Annotated in this window: 18 protein-coding genes; 12 read left to right on the top strand and 6 right to left on the bottom strand. The window is 62.9% G+C overall.

What is annotated here, in order from left to right; all coding sequences use genetic code 11:
• Positions 1-37: 37 nt before the first annotated feature.
• From ugpE to rsmI, 5 genes are all read right to left on the bottom strand, one after another.
• Positions 38-880, bottom strand: coding sequence for a sn-glycerol-3-phosphate ABC transporter permease UgpE (ugpE, locus tag CO664_RS00975; protein ID WP_097537714.1), 843 nt, complete (start codon positions 878-880; stop codon positions 38-40).
• A gap of 10 nt (positions 881-890) precedes the next feature.
• Entirely contained in the window at positions 891-1,811 is a 921-nt protein-coding gene (locus CO664_RS00970) for an ABC transporter permease subunit (RefSeq protein WP_050988280.1), read from the bottom strand.
• Positions 1,812-1,936: 125 nt separating this feature from the next.
• Positions 1,937-3,235 (bottom strand): extracellular solute-binding protein, encoded by a 1,299-nt coding sequence (locus tag CO664_RS00965; protein WP_097537713.1) that lies wholly within the window; start codon positions 3,233-3,235, stop codon positions 1,937-1,939.
• A gap of 106 nt (positions 3,236-3,341) precedes the next feature.
• Positions 3,342-3,710, bottom strand: coding sequence for a YraN family protein (locus CO664_RS00960; protein WP_097537712.1), 369 nt, complete (start codon positions 3,708-3,710; stop codon positions 3,342-3,344).
• The gene (gene rsmI / locus CO664_RS00955; RefSeq protein ID WP_234820075.1) at positions 3,700-4,629 is read right to left on the bottom strand and encodes a 16S rRNA (cytidine(1402)-2'-O)-methyltransferase; all 930 of its coding nucleotides are present in this window, start codon (positions 4,627-4,629) and stop codon (positions 3,700-3,702) included. The genes CO664_RS00960 and rsmI overlap by 11 nt, the downstream gene beginning before the upstream one ends.
• 254 nt (positions 4,630-4,883) lie before the next feature.
• On the opposite strand from rsmI, the gene dnaN reads away from it, so the two are divergent.
• From dnaN to CO664_RS00920, 7 genes are all read left to right on the top strand, one after another.
• A complete protein-coding gene (gene dnaN, locus CO664_RS00950; protein WP_037377962.1) occupies positions 4,884-6,002 on the top strand; it encodes a DNA polymerase III subunit beta in 1,119 nt (372 codons plus the stop codon).
• Between the two features lie 299 nt (positions 6,003-6,301).
• Complete coding sequence (pmtA, locus tag CO664_RS00945; RefSeq protein ID WP_083854119.1) at positions 6,302-6,904, top strand: phospholipid N-methyltransferase PmtA; 603 nt, start codon at positions 6,302-6,304, stop codon at positions 6,902-6,904.
• A 15-nt stretch (positions 6,905-6,919) separates the two neighbouring features.
• The gene (locus CO664_RS00940) at positions 6,920-7,501 is read left to right on the top strand and encodes a histidine phosphatase family protein (RefSeq protein WP_097525496.1); all 582 of its coding nucleotides are present in this window, start codon (positions 6,920-6,922) and stop codon (positions 7,499-7,501) included.
• A 5-nt stretch (positions 7,502-7,506) separates the two neighbouring features.
• Positions 7,507-8,211: an orotidine-5'-phosphate decarboxylase gene (gene pyrF / locus CO664_RS00935; protein ID WP_097538550.1), complete on the top strand. Its 705-nt coding sequence runs from the start codon at positions 7,507-7,509 to the stop codon at positions 8,209-8,211.
• 127 nt (positions 8,212-8,338) lie between these two features.
• Positions 8,339-8,626 (top strand): DUF1330 domain-containing protein, encoded by a 288-nt coding sequence (locus tag CO664_RS00930; RefSeq protein ID WP_037420963.1) that lies wholly within the window; start codon positions 8,339-8,341, stop codon positions 8,624-8,626.
• 135 nt (positions 8,627-8,761) lie between these two features.
• A complete protein-coding gene (locus tag CO664_RS00925) occupies positions 8,762-9,742 on the top strand; it encodes a complex I NDUFA9 subunit family protein (RefSeq protein ID WP_097525495.1) in 981 nt (326 codons plus the stop codon).
• A gap of 239 nt (positions 9,743-9,981) precedes the next feature.
• Positions 9,982-10,143: a hypothetical protein gene (locus CO664_RS00920; RefSeq protein WP_012710132.1), complete on the top strand. Its 162-nt coding sequence runs from the start codon at positions 9,982-9,984 to the stop codon at positions 10,141-10,143.
• 111 nt (positions 10,144-10,254) lie between these two features.
• On the opposite strand, the gene CO664_RS00915 is transcribed toward CO664_RS00920, so the two are convergent.
• A complete protein-coding gene (locus CO664_RS00915) occupies positions 10,255-11,061 on the bottom strand; it encodes an undecaprenyl-diphosphate phosphatase (RefSeq protein WP_097537710.1) in 807 nt (268 codons plus the stop codon).
• Between the two features lie 257 nt (positions 11,062-11,318).
• Here CO664_RS00915 and CO664_RS00910 point away from each other — a divergent pair, with 257 nt between their 5' ends.
• From CO664_RS00910 to CO664_RS00890, 5 genes are all read left to right on the top strand, one after another.
• Positions 11,319-12,011: a glutathione S-transferase family protein gene (locus tag CO664_RS00910; protein WP_037420971.1), complete on the top strand. Its 693-nt coding sequence runs from the start codon at positions 11,319-11,321 to the stop codon at positions 12,009-12,011.
• 10 nt (positions 12,012-12,021) lie between these two features.
• Complete coding sequence (queG, locus tag CO664_RS00905) at positions 12,022-13,194, top strand: tRNA epoxyqueuosine(34) reductase QueG (protein ID WP_097537709.1); 1,173 nt, start codon at positions 12,022-12,024, stop codon at positions 13,192-13,194.
• The gene (locus CO664_RS00900) at positions 13,182-14,054 is read left to right on the top strand and encodes an SDR family oxidoreductase (RefSeq protein ID WP_097537708.1); all 873 of its coding nucleotides are present in this window, start codon (positions 13,182-13,184) and stop codon (positions 14,052-14,054) included. The genes queG and CO664_RS00900 overlap by 13 nt, the downstream gene beginning before the upstream one ends.
• A 463-nt stretch (positions 14,055-14,517) precedes the next feature.
• Positions 14,518-14,892 (top strand): septal ring lytic transglycosylase RlpA family protein, encoded by a 375-nt coding sequence (locus CO664_RS00895; protein WP_037420980.1) that lies wholly within the window; start codon positions 14,518-14,520, stop codon positions 14,890-14,892.
• 132 nt (positions 14,893-15,024) lie between these two features.
• Positions 15,025-16,314, top strand: coding sequence for an RsmB/NOP family class I SAM-dependent RNA methyltransferase (locus CO664_RS00890; protein ID WP_097537707.1), 1,290 nt, complete (start codon positions 15,025-15,027; stop codon positions 16,312-16,314).
• The last annotated feature ends 12 nt before the right edge of the window (positions 16,315-16,326 follow it).

Genomic DNA, 16,326 nt, shown 5'->3' with positions numbered 1-16,326 from the left:
CGACGGCGAACCGCTGCACACTTCGCCGGGAAATGCTCTATTTGTCGCTCTCAGTAAGTCCCTTGATGAACCAGCGCTGGAACATGACGACGATTATCACCGGCGGCAGCATGGCGAGGATGGCCAGCGCAAAGGCCTCGTTGTAATCGGGAATGTTGGAGCCGACCCAGACGAGCAGGATCTGCTTGATGCCGCGCACCAGCGTGAAGAAGCCCTCGTCCGTCGTCATCAGTGTCGGCCAGAGATACTGGTTCCAGCCGTAGACGAACATGATGATGAAGATCGCCGCCATCATGGTGCGCGACAGCGGCACCAGCACGTCGATGAAGAACTTGAACGGCCCCGCGCCGTCGATCCGCGCCGCCTCCAGGAGTTCGTCCGGTACCGACTTGAAGAATTGGCGGAAATAGAAGGTGCCGGTCGCAGAGGCGAGAAGCGGCACGATCAGCCCGGTATAGGTGTTCGTCAGCCTCAGGGCATTCATCACCTCGTAGGAGGGCAGGATGCGGACCTCGAGCGGCAGGAGCAGCGTCGTGAAGATCACCCAGAAGAACAAGCTCGCCAGCGGAAAGCGGAAATAGACGATCGCATAGGCCGCCAGCATCGAGAGCACGATCTTGCCGACGGCAAAGCCGAGGCCCAGGATCATGGAGTTCAGCATCATGTTGAAGCCGGTGACCTTGCCGGTGAAACCGCCCTCGCGGGCCAGAACCGTCTCATAAGTCTCGGCGAAATGGCCGCCCCAGGTGAGACTGAGGCCATTGCGGTGGATGTCTGCCGCCTCGTGGGTCGAGGTCATGAAGGCGACGACGACGGGCATCACCATGATGAAGACGCCGATCAGAAGAATGACGTGGTCGAGCAAACGGGTGCGATACATCGGCATCACCTCAATTATAGTGCACGCGCCGCTCGATGAAGCGGAACTGGAAGACGGTGAGCACCAGGACGATCAGCATGAGGATCACCGATTGCGCCGAGGAGCCGCCGAGATCGTTGCCGCGGAAGCCGTCCATGTAGACTTTGTAGACGAGCGTGATCGGGTTGTTGGCGGCCTTGTCCTTCACCATCACGTCGATGATGCCGAACGTATCGAAAAGCGCATAGGTGACGTTGATGATCAGCAGGAAGAAGGCAGTCGGCGCCAGCAGCGGCAGGATGACCGTCCAGAAGCGGCGCATTTCCGAGCGGCAATCGATCGCCGCCGCCTCGCGCACCGACACCGGAATGCCCTGAAGTCCCGAAAGGAAGAAGATGAAGTTGTAGGGGATTTGCTTCCAGACCGCGACGACGATCATCGCGAAGGCCGTGTCGAAATAATCGAGCCCGACTTTGATGTCCCAACCGAACCAGCGGGCGAATTCGACGAGCGGGCCGATATGCTGGTTGAAGAACATCATGCCGATCAGGCCGGCGACAGGCGGGGCGATCGCATAGACCCAGATGAGCAGCGTCTTGTAGGTCGCGTTGCCGCGAATGACGCCGTCCGCCTTGACGGCGAGCAGGAGCCCGATCGCCAGCGCGAAGAAGGTGACGAGGGCGGTGAAGATGGCCGTGAACCGCGCTATGCCGAAATACTCGGTCGACTTCAGGACGTCGGCATAGTTCGTGAGGCCGACGAAGGTGGAGCCGAAACCGAACGGATCCTCGAGATAGAAGGAGGACTGGATCGCCTGGGCAGACGGCCAGTAAAAGAACACGAAGATGATCGCGAGCTGCGGCGCGAGAAAGAGATAGGGCAGGAAAGGCGAGGCGAATTGCACGCGCTTGGCGGCTGCCTGCTGTCCTTGATCTTTGGAGCGGCCCCTCATCCGGCCTGCCGGCCACCTTCTCCCCGCACTGGCGGGGAGAAGGGACGCTCCATTGTCGGCGGCATTCCCCTTTCCCCGCGCGCGGGGAAAGGGGAATGGTGAGGGGCTCGCCTCGCTCATCGCAATCAGCCGGCGGTCTTGGCGAAACGGGCGAGCAGTTCGTTGCCTTCCTTCTCGATCGCTTCAAGGGCATCCTTCACGGTCGCTTCGCCGGAGAAGATGCGGCCGTATTCGCGCTCCATGATCTCGCGGATCTGCGGATAGAAGCCAAGGCGGTAGCCCCTGGACCAATCGCCGGCCGGCAGCAGGAGCTGCTTGATGCCGACTTCGGCGACCGGCTTTTCCTTGTAGTAGCCGTCCTTCTGGGCGAGCTCATAGGCCGCCTTGGTGATCGCAACATAGCCGGTGGCCTTGTGATAGAAGTACTGGACTTCCGGCGAGGTCAGGAACTGGAAGAAATCGGCCACGCACTTGTTTTCCTCGTCCGACTTTCCGGACATGGCAAAGAGTGCGGCGCCGCCGATGAAGGAGTTGGTGCCGGCGCCCTTGATCGCGTTCCAATAGGGCAGGAAGGTCGCCGAGAAGGGCATGGTCGCAGTCTTTTGCAGACCGCCGAAGGAGCCGGAGGAGCCGATCCAAAGGGCTGCCTTGCCTTCTTCGAAGACTTTCTGGTTGTCGTTCCAGCCGGCACCGTAGAAAGCGAAGTAGCCCTGGTCCTTCCAGGCCTTCAGCTTCTCGAACATCATCTCCAGGTTCGGGTCGGTGACCTTGAGCTTGGTATCGACGACGCTGTCGTAGCCGTTGTTGTTGGTGGCGAACTGGATGTTGTTGCGTGAGAAGAAGTTCTCGGTGAACTGCCAGGTGAGCTGCGACTGGACGAGCGGAATGAAGCCAGCCTCCTTCAGCTTCGGTGCGATAGCCTCGAACTCTTCCCAGGTCTTCGGGGCCTCGACGCCGGCCTTCTTCAGGGCCTCGTCGTTGATATACATGATCGGCGCCGAGGAATTGAACGGCATGCCGACGAACTTGCCTTCGCTATCGGCGTAGAAATAGCGCACGCCGTCGATGAAAGCGCCACGGTCGAAACTGTAGCCCGCCTTGGTGATCAGGTCCTCGGCCGGAATGACGGCGCCCTTGGCGTTGATGATGGTTGCGGCACCGGCGTCGAAGACCTGCAGGATGTTCGGCTGTTCGCCGGAGCGGAAAGCGGCGATGCCGGAGGCAAGCGCTTCCTCATAGGTGCCCTTGCTGACCGGCGTCAGGGCGCAGGCGCTCTGGGAGACGTTGAATTTCTGGGCGACCTCGTTGATCACCTCGCCGTTGCGACCGGCCATGCCGTGCCACCAGGTGATGTTGGTCGCGGCGAGCGACGTCGTCGTGGAAAATGCAAGAGCAATGGCTGCGAGCGAAATGGTTTTCAACATGGCTGGTCCCTCTCCACCGTGGTTGCGGTGGGCAGTGGACTAGTGACATTCGATGACAGGCCGGTAATGCTTTTGTGTCGGATCGATTACATTTTTGATCGTTTGATCAAAACGCGTCCGGCAGGTGCCGCGGCCAGCGCCAGGGCATGACGGCGACGATGTCGTAGCGGACCGAGAGGCGGTGAAAATCCGTCTGGCGCGACAGCCAGATATCGCTCGCCGCCCTGATCCGCCGCTGCGCCGTATCGGAGACGGCGAAGACGGCCCCGTCGAAACTCGCCCGGGCCTTGACTTCGACGCAGGCGATCAGGTCGCCGCGGCGGGCAATGATGTCGATCTCGCCGAGCTTGGTGCGATAGCGCATCGCGACGATCCGGTAGCCCTTGAGCATCAGGCAGAGCGCGGCCCGGTATTCGGCGAGATGGCCGCGCTTCAGCGCCTTGAGCTTGCGGGCAGCCGGGCGCTCAGCCTTCATGACTGTCCTTCAGGCTGAGGAGTCGATCGTAAAGCTCCTTGCGCGGCAGTCCGGTCCGGCGCGCCGCCTCAGTCGCCGCCTTGCCCATCGGCATGTCGCGGACGAGCTCCTTCAGCAGCGCGTCCACGTCCGCGGCCTCCGCGACGGGCTTTGCGTCCGGCGGACCGATCACCAGCACGATCTCGCCCTTGACGCTCGCGCCTTGGTCATAAAAGGCTTTGAGCTCGCCGAGCGTGCCGCGGCGGAACTCCTCGAAGGCCTTGGTCAGCTCGCGGCAGACAGCGGCTCTCCTCTCCTCGCCGAAAACCGCGGCGGCGGCGGCGACGGTGGCGGCGATGCGGTGCGGCGACTCGAAGAAGAGGAGCGTCGCTGGCACAGCGGCGAATTCCCTGAGCCGGTCACGCTTCGCCTTGTCCTTGGTCGGCAGAAACCCGCCAAACAGGAAGGCGTCGCTCGGAAGTCCCGACGCGACGAGGGCGGCAAGCGGCGCCGACGGGCCGGGGACGGGAACGACCTTGTGGCCGGCGTCGATCGCGAGTTGCGCCAGGCGATAGCCGGGATCGGAGACGAGCGGCGTACCGGCATCGGAAACGAGCGCCACCGATTTCCCCTCGGCGAGCCCCGCAATCAGCCGCGGCCCGGCCTCGGCGGCATTGTGTTCGTGGTAGGCGACCGGCCGATTGACGATGCCGTAGCGATCGAGCAGCACCCGCGTCACGCGCGTATCCTCGCAGGCGAGCAGATCGGCGCCGGCAATCGTCTCCAGCGCCCTCAAGGTGATATCGGCGAGGTTGCCGATCGGCGTCGCCACCAGATAGAGCGCCGGTTCCAGGGGGCGCGCCGGTACGCTTGCATTGTGCAGCCGAAAGCTGCGCTGTCTTTCCTTCTCCGCCGCCTCGGCCGATTGCTGCTTTTCCAACGCCCTGTTCCCGCTGATGCCCGGCTTGCCGATTCGCGCCCTTTATGAGTGAGCGGCCAGCGCAGGGCAAGGCCGGCCGGGACGGCAGGCTGCTGCATTTGGGAAAAGCCCGCGAAACCGCTTGCTTTCGCGGCGATTTTTCTGCCATTTTGCCCGTCCACATCGCTCCGGCCGGCCGGCCGGGACACACGCAGTTTGACGCCGCGGCAGGCGCGCCCCGCCCGTCCGGCAATGGTTGAAAGCGGTAGCATCCCATGCGCATTACTCTCGAGCGGTCCAATCTTTTGAAATCGCTGAACCATGTCCACCGCGTGGTCGAACGGCGCAACACGATCCCGATCCTCTCGAACGTGCTGCTGCGCTCCGACGGCGCCAGCCTCGAAATGAAGGCGACCGACCTCGACCTGGAGATCACCGAGGCAACACCGGCGCAGGTGGAACAGGCGGGCGCAACCACCGTTCCGGCGCATCTGCTCTATGACATCGTTCGCAAGCTGCCGGACGGTTCCGAGGTGCTGCTCGCCACCAATGCCGAGGGCACGGCGATGACCGTCGCCTCGGGCCGCTCCAAGTTCTCGTTGCAATGCCTGCCGCAATCGGACTTCCCGGACCTCACGGCCGGCAGCTTCTCGCATTCCTTCCGCGCCAAGGCGACGGATCTGAAGATGCTGATCGACAGGACGCAGTTCGCGATCTCGACGGAGGAAACGCGCTACTACCTCAACGGCATCTTCTTCCACACGGTTGAGAACAAGGGCGAGCTCAAGCTGCGGGCGGTGGCTACCGACGGCCATCGCCTCGCCCGCGCCGACATCGAGGCGCCGGCCGGCTCCGAGGGCATGCCCGGCATCATCATTCCGCGCAAGACCGTCAGCGAATTGCAAAAACTGCTCGACACTCCGGACGTGGTGGTCACGGTCGAGGTCTCGGACGCGAAGATCCGCCTGACGATCGGCTCGATCGTCATGACGTCGAAGCTGATCGACGGGACGTTCCCGGACTATCAGCGGGTGATTCCGGCCGGCAATGACAAGGAACTGCGCGTCGACTGCCAGTCCTTCGCACAGGCCGTCGACCGCGTTTCGACGATCTCCTCCGAACGCGGCCGGGCCGTCAAACTGGCGCTCTCCGACGGCCAGATGACGCTGACCGTCAACAATCCGGATTCCGGCAGCGCAACGGAAGAATTGCCGGTCGGTTATGAGAGCGATCCGCTCGAAATCGGCTTCAACGCCAAATATCTTCTCGACATCACTGCCCAGCTTACCGGCAATGAGGCGGTCTTCATGCTGGCGGATCCCGGCTCGCCGACCTTGGTGCGCGATCTTGCCGCGGACGACGCGCTCTACGTGCTGATGCCGATGCGCGTCTGAGGACAATACGTCTCGATCAGACGCACAGAGGTCGCTGCAGCACGTTTCCGGTCCGAAATCGACTGCGATTTAAAGAGGCGGGCAGCGGCGCGAAATCGGACAGAACCCGCCATGCTGCCGCCTGGCGGGTTTTTCATTGGCGGGACTGTCGCTGGTTGTTGATAAAGTGTCGCTTTCAGACGCAGGCCGACTTGTTTTCGCCGCAGATGGGAGCACATTATGAGCAGACGCTTACGCGCGGCCGCCGAATCGCGGTACCGCGCGCAAAGCCATGGGAACAATGAAGCCGAGGGGATTCGATGAGTCTGCGCCTGAAGGTGAAGGAAAAGTTCGGTCAGAAGTTCGACGAAGAGATTCGCTTCTTTAAGGGCTGGATGAGCAACACCCGCGCGGTCGGCGCGATCCTGCCGACCTCCGCGGTGACGGCGCGGCGGATGGCGAGCGTCGTCAATCCGCGTTCCGGCTTGCCGGTGCTTGAGCTCGGACCGGGGACGGGCGTGATCACCAAGGCGATCCTCGAGCGCGGCATCTCCCCTGAAAAGCTGGTATCGATCGAATACTCCACCGAATTCTTCAACCAGTTGAAGCAGGATTTCGCCGGTGTGAACTTCATCAACGGCGACGCCTTCGACCTTTCGCGCACGCTGGGCGCGCTGAACTGTCAGCAGTTCGACAGCGTCGTCTCCGCCGTACCGCTCCTTAATTTTCCGATGCACCGTCGTGTCGAGCTGATCGACGATCTGCTCTCGCGCATCCCCTTCGGCCGCCCGGTCGTTCAGATCTCCTATGGGCCGATGTCGCCGGTCGTCGCCATGCCGGATCGCTATCGCATCCAGCATTATGATTTCGTCGTGCGCAACATCCCGCCGGCACAGCTCTGGATTTACAGCAAAGCCCATTAGACGGACGGCTCGCCCGTGTTCGGCGTCTATATCACGCACCCGCAGATCCAGATCGATCCTGCTGTCCCGGTGCCGGAGTGGGGCCTGTCCGATCTCGGGCGGGAACGGGCGCGCCTGACCTCCAATCAGCCGTGGGTCCGGCTGCTTGGCCGCGTCATCTCAAGCGGAGAACGGAAGGCGCTGGAAACCGCAGCGATCCTTGCCGAGGCCGCGGGCGTTCCGGTCGAAACGGATGAGGAAACCGGCGAGAACGACCGCTCCGCGACCGGATTTCTGCCGCCAGAGGATTTCGAGAAGGCCGCGGACCGATTCTTCGCCCATCCGGAGAAAAGTTTCAGGGGCTGGGAGCGCGCCATCGACGCGCAGGCGCGGATTGTGAAGGCGGTATTCTACATCCTCGACCGCCACGATCCGGCCGTCCCGATCGCCTTTGTCGGCCATGGCGGCGTCGGCACGCTGCTCAAATGCCGGATGACCGGGACGGCGATCGCCCGCAGCGCCGACCAGTTGCCGGGCGGCGGCAATCTCTTTGCCTTCCGTCTTGCGGATCGCGGCGTCACATGCGACTGGACGCCGATGGAAATCTGGCAGGGGTGATCGACATGAGCACAAGCGCGCGTGACCGGCTGATCGTCGGCCTCGATATTCCGACGACCGCCGAGGCGGAGAAAATCGTTTCGACGCTTGGCGACGAGGTCCTCTTCTACAAGATCGGTTATCAGCTCGTCTTCGCCGGCGGCTTGGATTTCGCCCGTGATCTCGCCGCGGGCGGCAAGAAAGTCTTTCTCGACATGAAGCTGCTCGACATCGACAACACGGTGGCGAAGGGCGTCGAGAACATCGCCAGGATGGGCATGTCGATGCTGACGCTGCACGCCTATCCGAAAGCGATGAAGGCGGCCGTCGACGCCGCGAAGGGATCCGACCTCTGCCTGCTCGGCGTCACGGTGCTGACCTCAATGGACGCCCAGGATGTCGCCGATGCCGGCTATGGAACCGATCCGCATACACTGGTGCTGCGCCGTGCCGAACAGGCGCGCGCCGCCGGCATGGGCGGCATCGTCTGCTCGGCGGAAGAAGCCGCAGCCGTCCGCCGTGTCATCGGGGCGGAGATGGCGGTGGTGACGCCGGGAATCCGTCCCGCCGGTGCGGAGAAAGGCGACCAGAAGCGGGTGATGACGCCGGCCGAGGCGATCCGCGCCGGCTCGAGCCATCTCGTCGTCGGCCGGCCGATCGTCAAGGCGACCGATCCGCTGGCTGCGAGCCGCGCCATGCTCGCGGAGATGAAAAGCGCCCTCCCCGGTTGATTCCGTCGCCAGGAAGCAACCAGACTCGGCTTTTCGACTTCTCGTCTGCCGGCACGCTTGACCTCGACCAGGAATTGCCGGAAGTAACGATCCCGTCTGCACTTTTCGGAAAGACGAGGAGCTCATCATGGCCAAGGGATACTGGATTGCTCGGGTCGATATCAGAGACCCCGAACGCTACAAGGACTATGTGGCGGCCGCAAAACCCGCCTTCGTGAAATATGGTGCCACCTTCCTGGCGCGCGGCGGCGAGTTCCACCGGCTGGAGGGGGCCGTGCGCGCCCGCAACGTGGTGATCGAATTCCCCTCGGTGCAGGCCGCGATCGACTGCTACAATTCCCCCGAATATCAGATCGCCGCGGCGATCCGCCAGGAGGTCGCCGACGCCGAGATGGTGGTGGTTGAGGGCGTCTGAGGATTAGCTGGGAGCCCTGCCGCGGGCAGCGGACGGAAGGCTAACAAGCCGTGCCGTGGAATGGCCTTCACCTTGCCCGCTGCTTCGGCTATGTAGCAATCCATTCTTGCCAACGACCTCAGGAGTGCGCTTCCCATGACCTTGTCCAACCTTCCGCCGCTGGTGACGATTTTCGGCGGATCCGGATTTGTCGGCCGTCATGTGGTTCGCGCGCTTGCAAAGCGAGGCTATCGCATCCGCGTCGCGGTGCGGCGGCCGGACCTCGCGGGCCATCTCCAGCCGCTCGGCACCATGGGCCAGATTTCCTTCGTCCAGGCCAACCTGCGCTATCGCCGGTCCGTCGACCGCGCCGTCGAGGGGGCCGATCACGTGATCAATTGCGTCGGCGTGCTCTTCGAGCGCGGCCGCAACACCTTCGACGCGGTCCAGGACTTCGGCGCCCGGGCCGTCGCCGAAGCCGCCCGCGCGGCCGGTGCACAGCTGACGCACATTTCGGCGATCGGCGCCAACACGAATTCCGAATCCCAATATGCCCGCACCAAGGGCCGGGCCGAGATCGCCATCCTCGAAACGGTGCCAGAGGCGGTCATCCTGCGACCGTCGATCATCTTCGGACCCGAGGACGATTTCTTCAACAAATTCGCCAGCATGGCGCGTTTCGCGCCGGCCCTGCCGCTGATCGGCGGCGGCCACACGAAGTTCCAGCCGGTCTATGTGACGGATGTCGCCGAAGCCGTCGCCCGCTCCGTCGACGGCAAGCTCAAGGGCGGGACGATCTATGAACTCGGCGGCGCCCAGGTCCTTTCGTTCCGCGAATGTCTCGAGATCATGCTCGAAACGATCGATCGCAAGCGTTCCTTCGTCTCGATCCCCTTCGGCATCGCGTCGCTTCTCGGCAGTGTCGCATCGCTCGTGCCCTTCATCGCGCCGCCGATCACCGCCGACCAGGTCGTGTTGCTGAAATCCGACAATGTCGTTTCCCCGGCCGCCGAAGCGGAAGGCCGGACGCTCCCCGGCATCGGCATCGAGCCGACGTTGTTGGACTCGATCCTGCCGACCTATCTGGTGCGTTTTCGCCCGCAGGGGCAGTACACGCGCGGCGGTCGCGCCGCCTGATCATCCCCGCGGGCGTTGTCGTCTGATCCCAGCCGCCGGTCCCGCCGGCGGCTTTTGCTTGTGGCGCTGGCGCAACAGCGTTGCAGTTCTGCCGCAGTCGAAAACCGGAATGGTGTTTACCGCAGATTCAGCATGTCCTGATATTGATCATGACACGCCCGGCGAATAAACACCGCTCGCACCCACGGCGCGGCGAGCGCAGGCGGTGACAACTTCATACTCGAAAGGCACAACGTCCCATGGGCAAGTCGATCGCAATCTTTTTTGCGTCTGCGGCACTGATCATTCTGGCTGGCTCATTCATCGCACCGGGCACTGTGGCGAGCAGCAGCAAGGGCTGCACGCCTGCCTATGGCGTCGATCCGTGCACGACCGCGTCGATCGGCGCATCCGGCTGGTAAGCCGGGCAACTGCCTCGGCCGTGAGGCAGACATTTTGAGTTTATTGGCGGGGGCCAGGGGCCGCATGCGTTTCGCAAGAGACGCATGCGGCTTTAGTTTTTCGGGCTGCGCCTACCTCAGTAGCCAGAGGCCGATCAGGCCTGCGGTGCCGACAACAATGCGCCAGATCGCGAAAGGCGTGAAGCCGCGCTGCGAGACGAAATCGAGCAGCGAGCGCACCACGAAGATGCCCGCGACGAAGGCGGCGATGAAACCGATAGCGATCAGGCTGATGTCGTCGAAGGAGAGCGCGTTGCGGTTCTTGTAGAGATCGATGGTGAAGGCGCCGACCATGGTGGGCATAGCGAGGAAGAAGGAGAACTCGGCGGCCGAACGCTTGTCGGTTCCCATCAGCAAAGCGCCGGCGATCGTGGCGCCGGAGCGTGACGTCCCCGGGATCATCGCCAGGCACTGGAAGAGGCCGATCTTCAGCGCCAGCGAAGGCGGGTAATCGAAGACGTCAGTGTAGCGCGGCTTCAAGGGCAGCTGATCGATCACATAGAGGATGACGCCGCCGACGATCAGCACGACGCAGATCAGCATCGGCGTCTCGAACAGCACCGTCTTGATGAAGTCATGCGCCGCGGCGCCGATCAGGGCCGCCGGCAGGAAGGCGACGAGCACCGAGAAGACGAAGCGCCGCGCCTTGACGCTTGTCGGGAGCGCCAGCGCGATCGACAGCAGCTTCTTGAAATAGACGAGCAGGATCGCAAGGATGGCGCCGAGTTGGATGAGCACGGCGAAGGTATTTCCCGGCGACTTGAAGCCGAGGAAGTGTCCGGCAAGGAGCACATGCGCCGTCGACGAGACGGGGATGAACTCCGTCAGGCCTTCGATGAGCCCGAGCACGAGCGCGCTGATGATCGATTGATCGGCCATATATGAACGGTTCCTGATATTCTTGGATTTGGGAGGAAAAAGTCGATTCTCTTGTGTTTGCCACCGCAACTACCTATAGCTCGTTGTATGAAGCCGTGGCCAGTTGCATATGCCGCGATGCCTACTGCATGTTTCCTTAAATCGAGCCGATTTAAGGATCAAAACATGCAGCGATTCAAAGTGCTGCAGCGTCCTTTGTGCGTCTGAAAAGACGCACGGCGCTGTAGATCCCCGAAAACAGCTGCACCCTGATATCGATGCCGACACTGTATCATCACCCCATGTCCTCCGCCTCGCGGTTCGTACGCCTTATTCTCTCAGAATATGGCTATCAGACGGAATTGAGCGAAGAGCAGCCCTGGGAGAATCGGCGCGACTTCCTGGCGCTCAACCCGGCCGGCACCCTGCCGGTCTATGTCGACGACAGCATGCGGGCGCTTTGCGGCGCGACGATCATCTCCGAGTATCTCGACGAGACCAGCGGCATCATGAAGCGTGATCGCCGGCTCTTGGCGGAGGATCCCTTTCAGCGCGCCGAAATCCGCCGGCTCAGCGAATGGTTCCTGCAGAAGATGGAGGCCGACGTCACCCGGCCGCTGGTGCGCGAGCGCATCTACAAGCTGCAGATGACGCCGGACCAGGGCGGCGGCGCGCCGGATTCGAAGATCCTCCGGACCTCGCGCAACAATATCCGCCAGCATATGAAGTATCTCTCCTGGCTCGCCGGCTCGCGTCCCTGGCTTGCAGGCGATCGGATTTCCTACGCCGATCTCGCGGCGGCCGCGGCGGTCTCCGTCCTCGACTATCTCGGCGAAATCGACTGGTCCGACGCCCCGACCGCCAAGGAATGGTACCAGCGGCTCAAATCCCGGCCGTCCTTCCGCCCGCTGCTCGCCGAGCGGGTGCGCGGCGTTACCCCCGTTTCCCATTATGCGGACCTCGATTTCTAAGGACACGACAATGCCCGGCGACGCTGCAAAGGCGGAGAACCAGGGCAGGAAACGCCGGACGCTCACCGCCTTTCTGAAGGAGGAAGCGGCGGCCAAGGGCTTCGAGCTCTGTCGGATCACCCGGCCGGATGCCATACCGCAGGCGCCGGAGCGGCTCCGACAATTCCTGACCGCCGGCTGTCACGGCACGATGGAGTGGCTGTCCGAGACGGCGGAGCGGCGCGCCGATCCGCGTGTGCTGTGGAGCGAGGTCCGCTCGATCGTCCTCTTCGGCATGAACTACGGGCCCGACACCGATCCGCTGGAGATCCTCGCCAAGCAAGATCGCGGCGCGATCTCCGTCTATGCCCGGAACCGCGACTATCACGACGTCGTCAAGGGACGGCTCAAGGAGATCGCCACGCGCTTTGCGGCGCGCGCCAGCGAGGATGTGAAGGTCTTCGTCGACACCGCGCCGGTCATGGAGAAGCCACTGGCGGAAAAGGCCGGACTCGGCTGGCAGGGCAAGCACACCAATCTCGTCAGCCGCGAATTCGGCTCCTGGCTGTTTCTCGGCAGCCTGTTCACGACCGCCGATCTCGACATCGATGATCCTGAGCGCGACCATTGCGGCTCCTGCCGGGCGTGCCTCGACGCCTGTCCGACCCGGGCCTTCCCGGCGCCCTACCAGATCGATGCACGGCGCTGCATCTCCTACCTGACGATCGAGCACAACGGGCCGATCGACTCCGAACTCAGACCGCTGATCGGCAATCGCATCTATGGCTGCGACGATTGCCTGGCCGTCTGTCCCTGGAACAAATTCGCGCACTCGGCCGCGGAGATGAAGCTCAAAGCCAGGGAGGACCTCAGGGAACCGGAGCTCGCCGCCCTGCTCACGCTCGACGACGCCGCCTTCCGCAGCCTGTTTTCCGGCTCTCCCGTGAAACGCATCGGCCGCGACCGTTTCGTCAGAAATGTCTTGATCGCCGCCGGCAATTCCGGTGAAGAGAAGTTGCTACCCGCCTGCAAGGCATTGGCGCGTGATGCCTCCCCAACGGTCCGGGCGATGGCCGTCTGGGCGCTTTCGCGGCTGATGGCAGCTGACGAGCTCGCCGCCTTCGCTATGGAGTGCGGGCAGGAAACGGATGACGAGGTGCTTTCGGAATGGCAAATGGCGGGAGTGAGCCGATGCATGTCCTGATACTTGGTGCCGGCTATTCCGGCACGGCGATCGCGAAGGCGCTGGCGCCAGCCGCACAGTCGGTCGCGGGAACGACCCGCTCGCCGGACAAGCTGACGGCGCTCCAGGCGGCCGGCATCGAGCCGCTGCTGTTCGACGGCGACGACATTTCCCCGGGACTCGCCGAGGCGATGGGCAAGACGACGCACCTCATCCAATCGATCGCGCCGGGACGCGAAGGCGACCCGATGTTCCGCTCGGCGACGCCGCCACTCGACGACCTCATGCCGCGACTCCGTTGGGTCGGCTATCTCTCGACCGTCGGCGTCTATGGCGACCATCGCGGCGGCTGGGTCAGCGAGGAAACGCCGATAAAGCCGGTTTCGCAGCGCTCGAAGGAACGGGTCGAGGCGGAAAACGCCTGGTTGGACTATGGCGCCAGGCGGGGCGTTCCCGTCGCCGTGCTTCGACTTGCCGGCATCTACGGCCCGGGCCGCAACGCTTTCCGCAATCTTTCCGAAGGCACGGCCCGACGGGTCGTCAAGGCGAACCAGGTCTTCAACCGCATCCGCGTCGAGGATATCGGCGCGGCGGCCGCGTTCCTTGCCGACCGCGGCATGGGCGGGACCTTCAACGCGACCGACGACGAGCCGGGACCGCCGCAGGACGTGGTGGCCGAGGCCGCCCGGCTGATGGGCGTCGAACCGCCCCCGGAAATTCCCTTCGAGAGCGCGGAGATGTCGCCGATGGCGCGCTCCTTCTATGGTGAGAACAAGCGCGTTTCCAATGCGCGTCTGCGCGAGACCGGATTCGACTTAGCCTATCCGAATTATCGCGTTTCGCTTGCACAGCTATGGGCAAGCGGGACCTGGCGTGGATAGTAAAACCACCTCTCCGATACTTTTATCAGAATATCCCCCACCGCCGAAAGCATGTTGCGAGATCATCCGAAAGTAATAGATTCGGACGACTCACCTTGACTGCCTCATACTGCCCTATTTCGACCTATACTTCGCCATTCGATACAACCTGGGCGATAGATTGGGATTTTGATGAGGGAAATTCGTAGAAATTCACGCGCATCGAAATTTTAAATGATTTTTTACGTCAGCCTGGGAGTTGGGAGGAACCAAAACCCGCAGGAAACGTTTAGGCGCTGATTCAAAAGAACTTCTTGGGTCTTTCTAAAGCAATTAAAACGGCATCTCGTTTTAAATTAACAGCATTTTTCAATAAATCCTAATGAATGGTTAACGGTTGAAGCACGTTTTTGCCATGTTTTGCCCTAATTAGCTCGAACTGCAAAGGGAACTAGTCGAACATTCAATCCGAAGGGGTCACCGCTTGAAGCCCGCGAAAATCAAGACTGCTGCCGCCGCAGCGCTATTCGCCGTCGGGATGGGTCTCGTCTCGGCATCCGACAGCCAGGCAAAGGGAACGGGTTGCGGTGGCGCCTCCTGGTATGCCCTCACCTCGAAAACCGCCTCCGGCGAGCGCATGAACGCCGCGCGCCTGACGGCCGCGCACCGAAGCTTGAAATTCGGCACCAAGGTCCAGGTCACCAACAAGCGAAACGGCAAGTCCGTCGTCGTGCGCATCAATGACCGCGGTCCCTTCATTCGCGGCCGGGTCATCGATCTTTCCAAGGCGGCCGCCTCGCAGATCGGCATGGTCCGCTCGGGCACCGCCAGCATCTGCTACCAGGTCGTCAATTCCTGATCGTTCGAAGGCCGCCGGCTTGAGGCTGGACGGTTCTCTTCCGCGGGGCGATCTCTCCCGCACATAATGCGACCGCTCACTTGCTCTTCGGTGCCATCGCCGCTACCACGGCGAAAAAGGAGTTGATCGAAGATGCGATTGGGCGGACGGCTCGCCGGAGCCATAGACGTTCTTGACGATATCGAGAAGCGCAAGCGCCCGGTTGCCGACGCGCTCAAGGACTGGGGCCTGTCGCATCGTTTTGCCGGCTCGGGCGACCGTGCCGCCATCGGCAACATCGTCTATGACGCGCTCCGGATGAAGCTCTCCCACGCCTATCTGATGGATAGCGAAAGCCCGGCCGCCCTCGGCCACGCGGTCATGTACCGCCAATGGGGCTTCACGCCCGATAGGCTGGCCGCGGAACTCTCCGACGACAAGTTCGCCCCGCAGGCACCCTCGGCAGAGATGATGAGGGCGTTCCGCGAGCGCCGTATCGAAGACGCGCCGCTCCATGTGCAGGGCGATGTCCCTGAGTGGACGCAAGCCTCTTTCGAAGAAAACTTCTCGGACGACTGGCTCGACGAAGCCAGGGCGCTCGCCGGCCGGCCAACCCTCGACCTTCGCGTCAACACGCTGAAGGCAAGCCGCGACAAGGTCTTGAAGGCATTGGAGCGCAGCGGTGCCGAACCGTCGGCGATCGCCCGCCACGGCATACGCATCCCCGCCGGCGAGGGCGCCGCGCGCCTGCCGCACGTCACCGCCGAAATCTCGTTTCAGAAGGGCTGGTTCGAGGTTCAGGACGAGGGCTCGCAGATCGTCGCCGACCTGGTCTTTGCGCGCGAGGGTGAGCAGGTGCTCGACTATTGCGCCGGCGGCGGCGGCAAGACGCTCGCCATCTCCGCCGCGATGAACAACAAGGGTCAGGTGCATGCCTATGACGCCGACCGCAAGCGTCTCGCGCCGATCATCGAGCGACTGAAGCGCGCCGGCACCCGCAATGTCCAGGTGCACGAGTCGGCGGAGGCGCTCACCCCGCTTGCAGGCCGCTGCGACCGGGTGCTCGTCGACGCGCCGTGCACGGGGACCGGAACCTGGCGGCGCCGGCCCGACACGAAGTGGCGCCTGACCCAGAAGAACCTTGAGGAGCGACTGGCCCAGCAGGAGGAGGCGCTTGCCGGCGCCGCCCAGTTCGTGCGCCCCGGCGGGCACCTGATCTATGTGACCTGCTCCGTGCTTCCGGAAGAAAACGAAGCGCAGGTCTACGGCTTCTGCGAGGACAATCCGGAGTTCGAGATCCTCTCGGCCGCCGCAACATGGGCGACGCTGTTCGGTACCGACAAGCCACAGCCCTGGTCGGCCGATATGAAGACCGTCACGCTGACGCCCGCTTCAACCGGAACCGATGGGTTTTTCTTTTGCCTGATGGGCAGGAAAAGCTAGCGGCCCAGTGCA

This window comes from Sinorhizobium sp. NG07B, from assembly GCF_002532005.1.
Classification (GTDB): Bacteria; Pseudomonadota; Alphaproteobacteria; order Rhizobiales; family Rhizobiaceae; genus Sinorhizobium; species Sinorhizobium fredii_C.
This window is presented reverse-complemented; position numbering and strand designations above follow the sequence as displayed.

What these genes read in the sequence shown, in the direction of transcription:
- CO664_RS00930 (WP_037420963.1), top strand. Translation starts at nt 8,339, where the DNA reads ATGGCCAAGGGATACTGGATTGCTCGGGTCGATATCAGAGACCCCGAA.
- CO664_RS00965 (WP_097537713.1), bottom strand. Translation starts at nt 3,235, where the DNA reads ATGTTGAAAACCATTTCGCTCGCAGCCATTGCTCTTGCATTTTCCACG.
- pmtA (WP_083854119.1), top strand. Translation starts at nt 6,302, where the DNA reads ATGAGTCTGCGCCTGAAGGTGAAGGAAAAGTTCGGTCAGAAGTTCGAC.
- CO664_RS00920 (WP_012710132.1), top strand. Translation starts at nt 9,982, where the DNA reads ATGGGCAAGTCGATCGCAATCTTTTTTGCGTCTGCGGCACTGATCATT.
- dnaN (WP_037377962.1), top strand. Translation starts at nt 4,884, where the DNA reads ATGCGCATTACTCTCGAGCGGTCCAATCTTTTGAAATCGCTGAACCAT.
- CO664_RS00910 (WP_037420971.1), top strand. Translation starts at nt 11,319, where the DNA reads ATGCCGACACTGTATCATCACCCCATGTCCTCCGCCTCGCGGTTCGTA.
- CO664_RS00890 (WP_097537707.1), top strand. Translation starts at nt 15,025, where the DNA reads ATGCGATTGGGCGGACGGCTCGCCGGAGCCATAGACGTTCTTGACGAT.
- CO664_RS00900 (WP_097537708.1), top strand. Translation starts at nt 13,182, where the DNA reads ATGCATGTCCTGATACTTGGTGCCGGCTATTCCGGCACGGCGATCGCG.
- CO664_RS00915 (WP_097537710.1), bottom strand. Translation starts at nt 11,061, where the DNA reads ATGGCCGATCAATCGATCATCAGCGCGCTCGTGCTCGGGCTCATCGAA.
- queG (WP_097537709.1), top strand. Translation starts at nt 12,022, where the DNA reads ATGCCCGGCGACGCTGCAAAGGCGGAGAACCAGGGCAGGAAACGCCGG.
- pyrF (WP_097538550.1), top strand. Translation starts at nt 7,507, where the DNA reads ATGAGCACAAGCGCGCGTGACCGGCTGATCGTCGGCCTCGATATTCCG.
- CO664_RS00970 (WP_050988280.1), bottom strand. Translation starts at nt 1,811, where the DNA reads ATGAGGGGCCGCTCCAAAGATCAAGGACAGCAGGCAGCCGCCAAGCGC.
- CO664_RS00960 (WP_097537712.1), bottom strand. Translation starts at nt 3,710, where the DNA reads ATGAAGGCTGAGCGCCCGGCTGCCCGCAAGCTCAAGGCGCTGAAGCGC.
- ugpE (WP_097537714.1), bottom strand. Translation starts at nt 880, where the DNA reads ATGTATCGCACCCGTTTGCTCGACCACGTCATTCTTCTGATCGGCGTC.
- CO664_RS00925 (WP_097525495.1), top strand. Translation starts at nt 8,762, where the DNA reads ATGACCTTGTCCAACCTTCCGCCGCTGGTGACGATTTTCGGCGGATCC.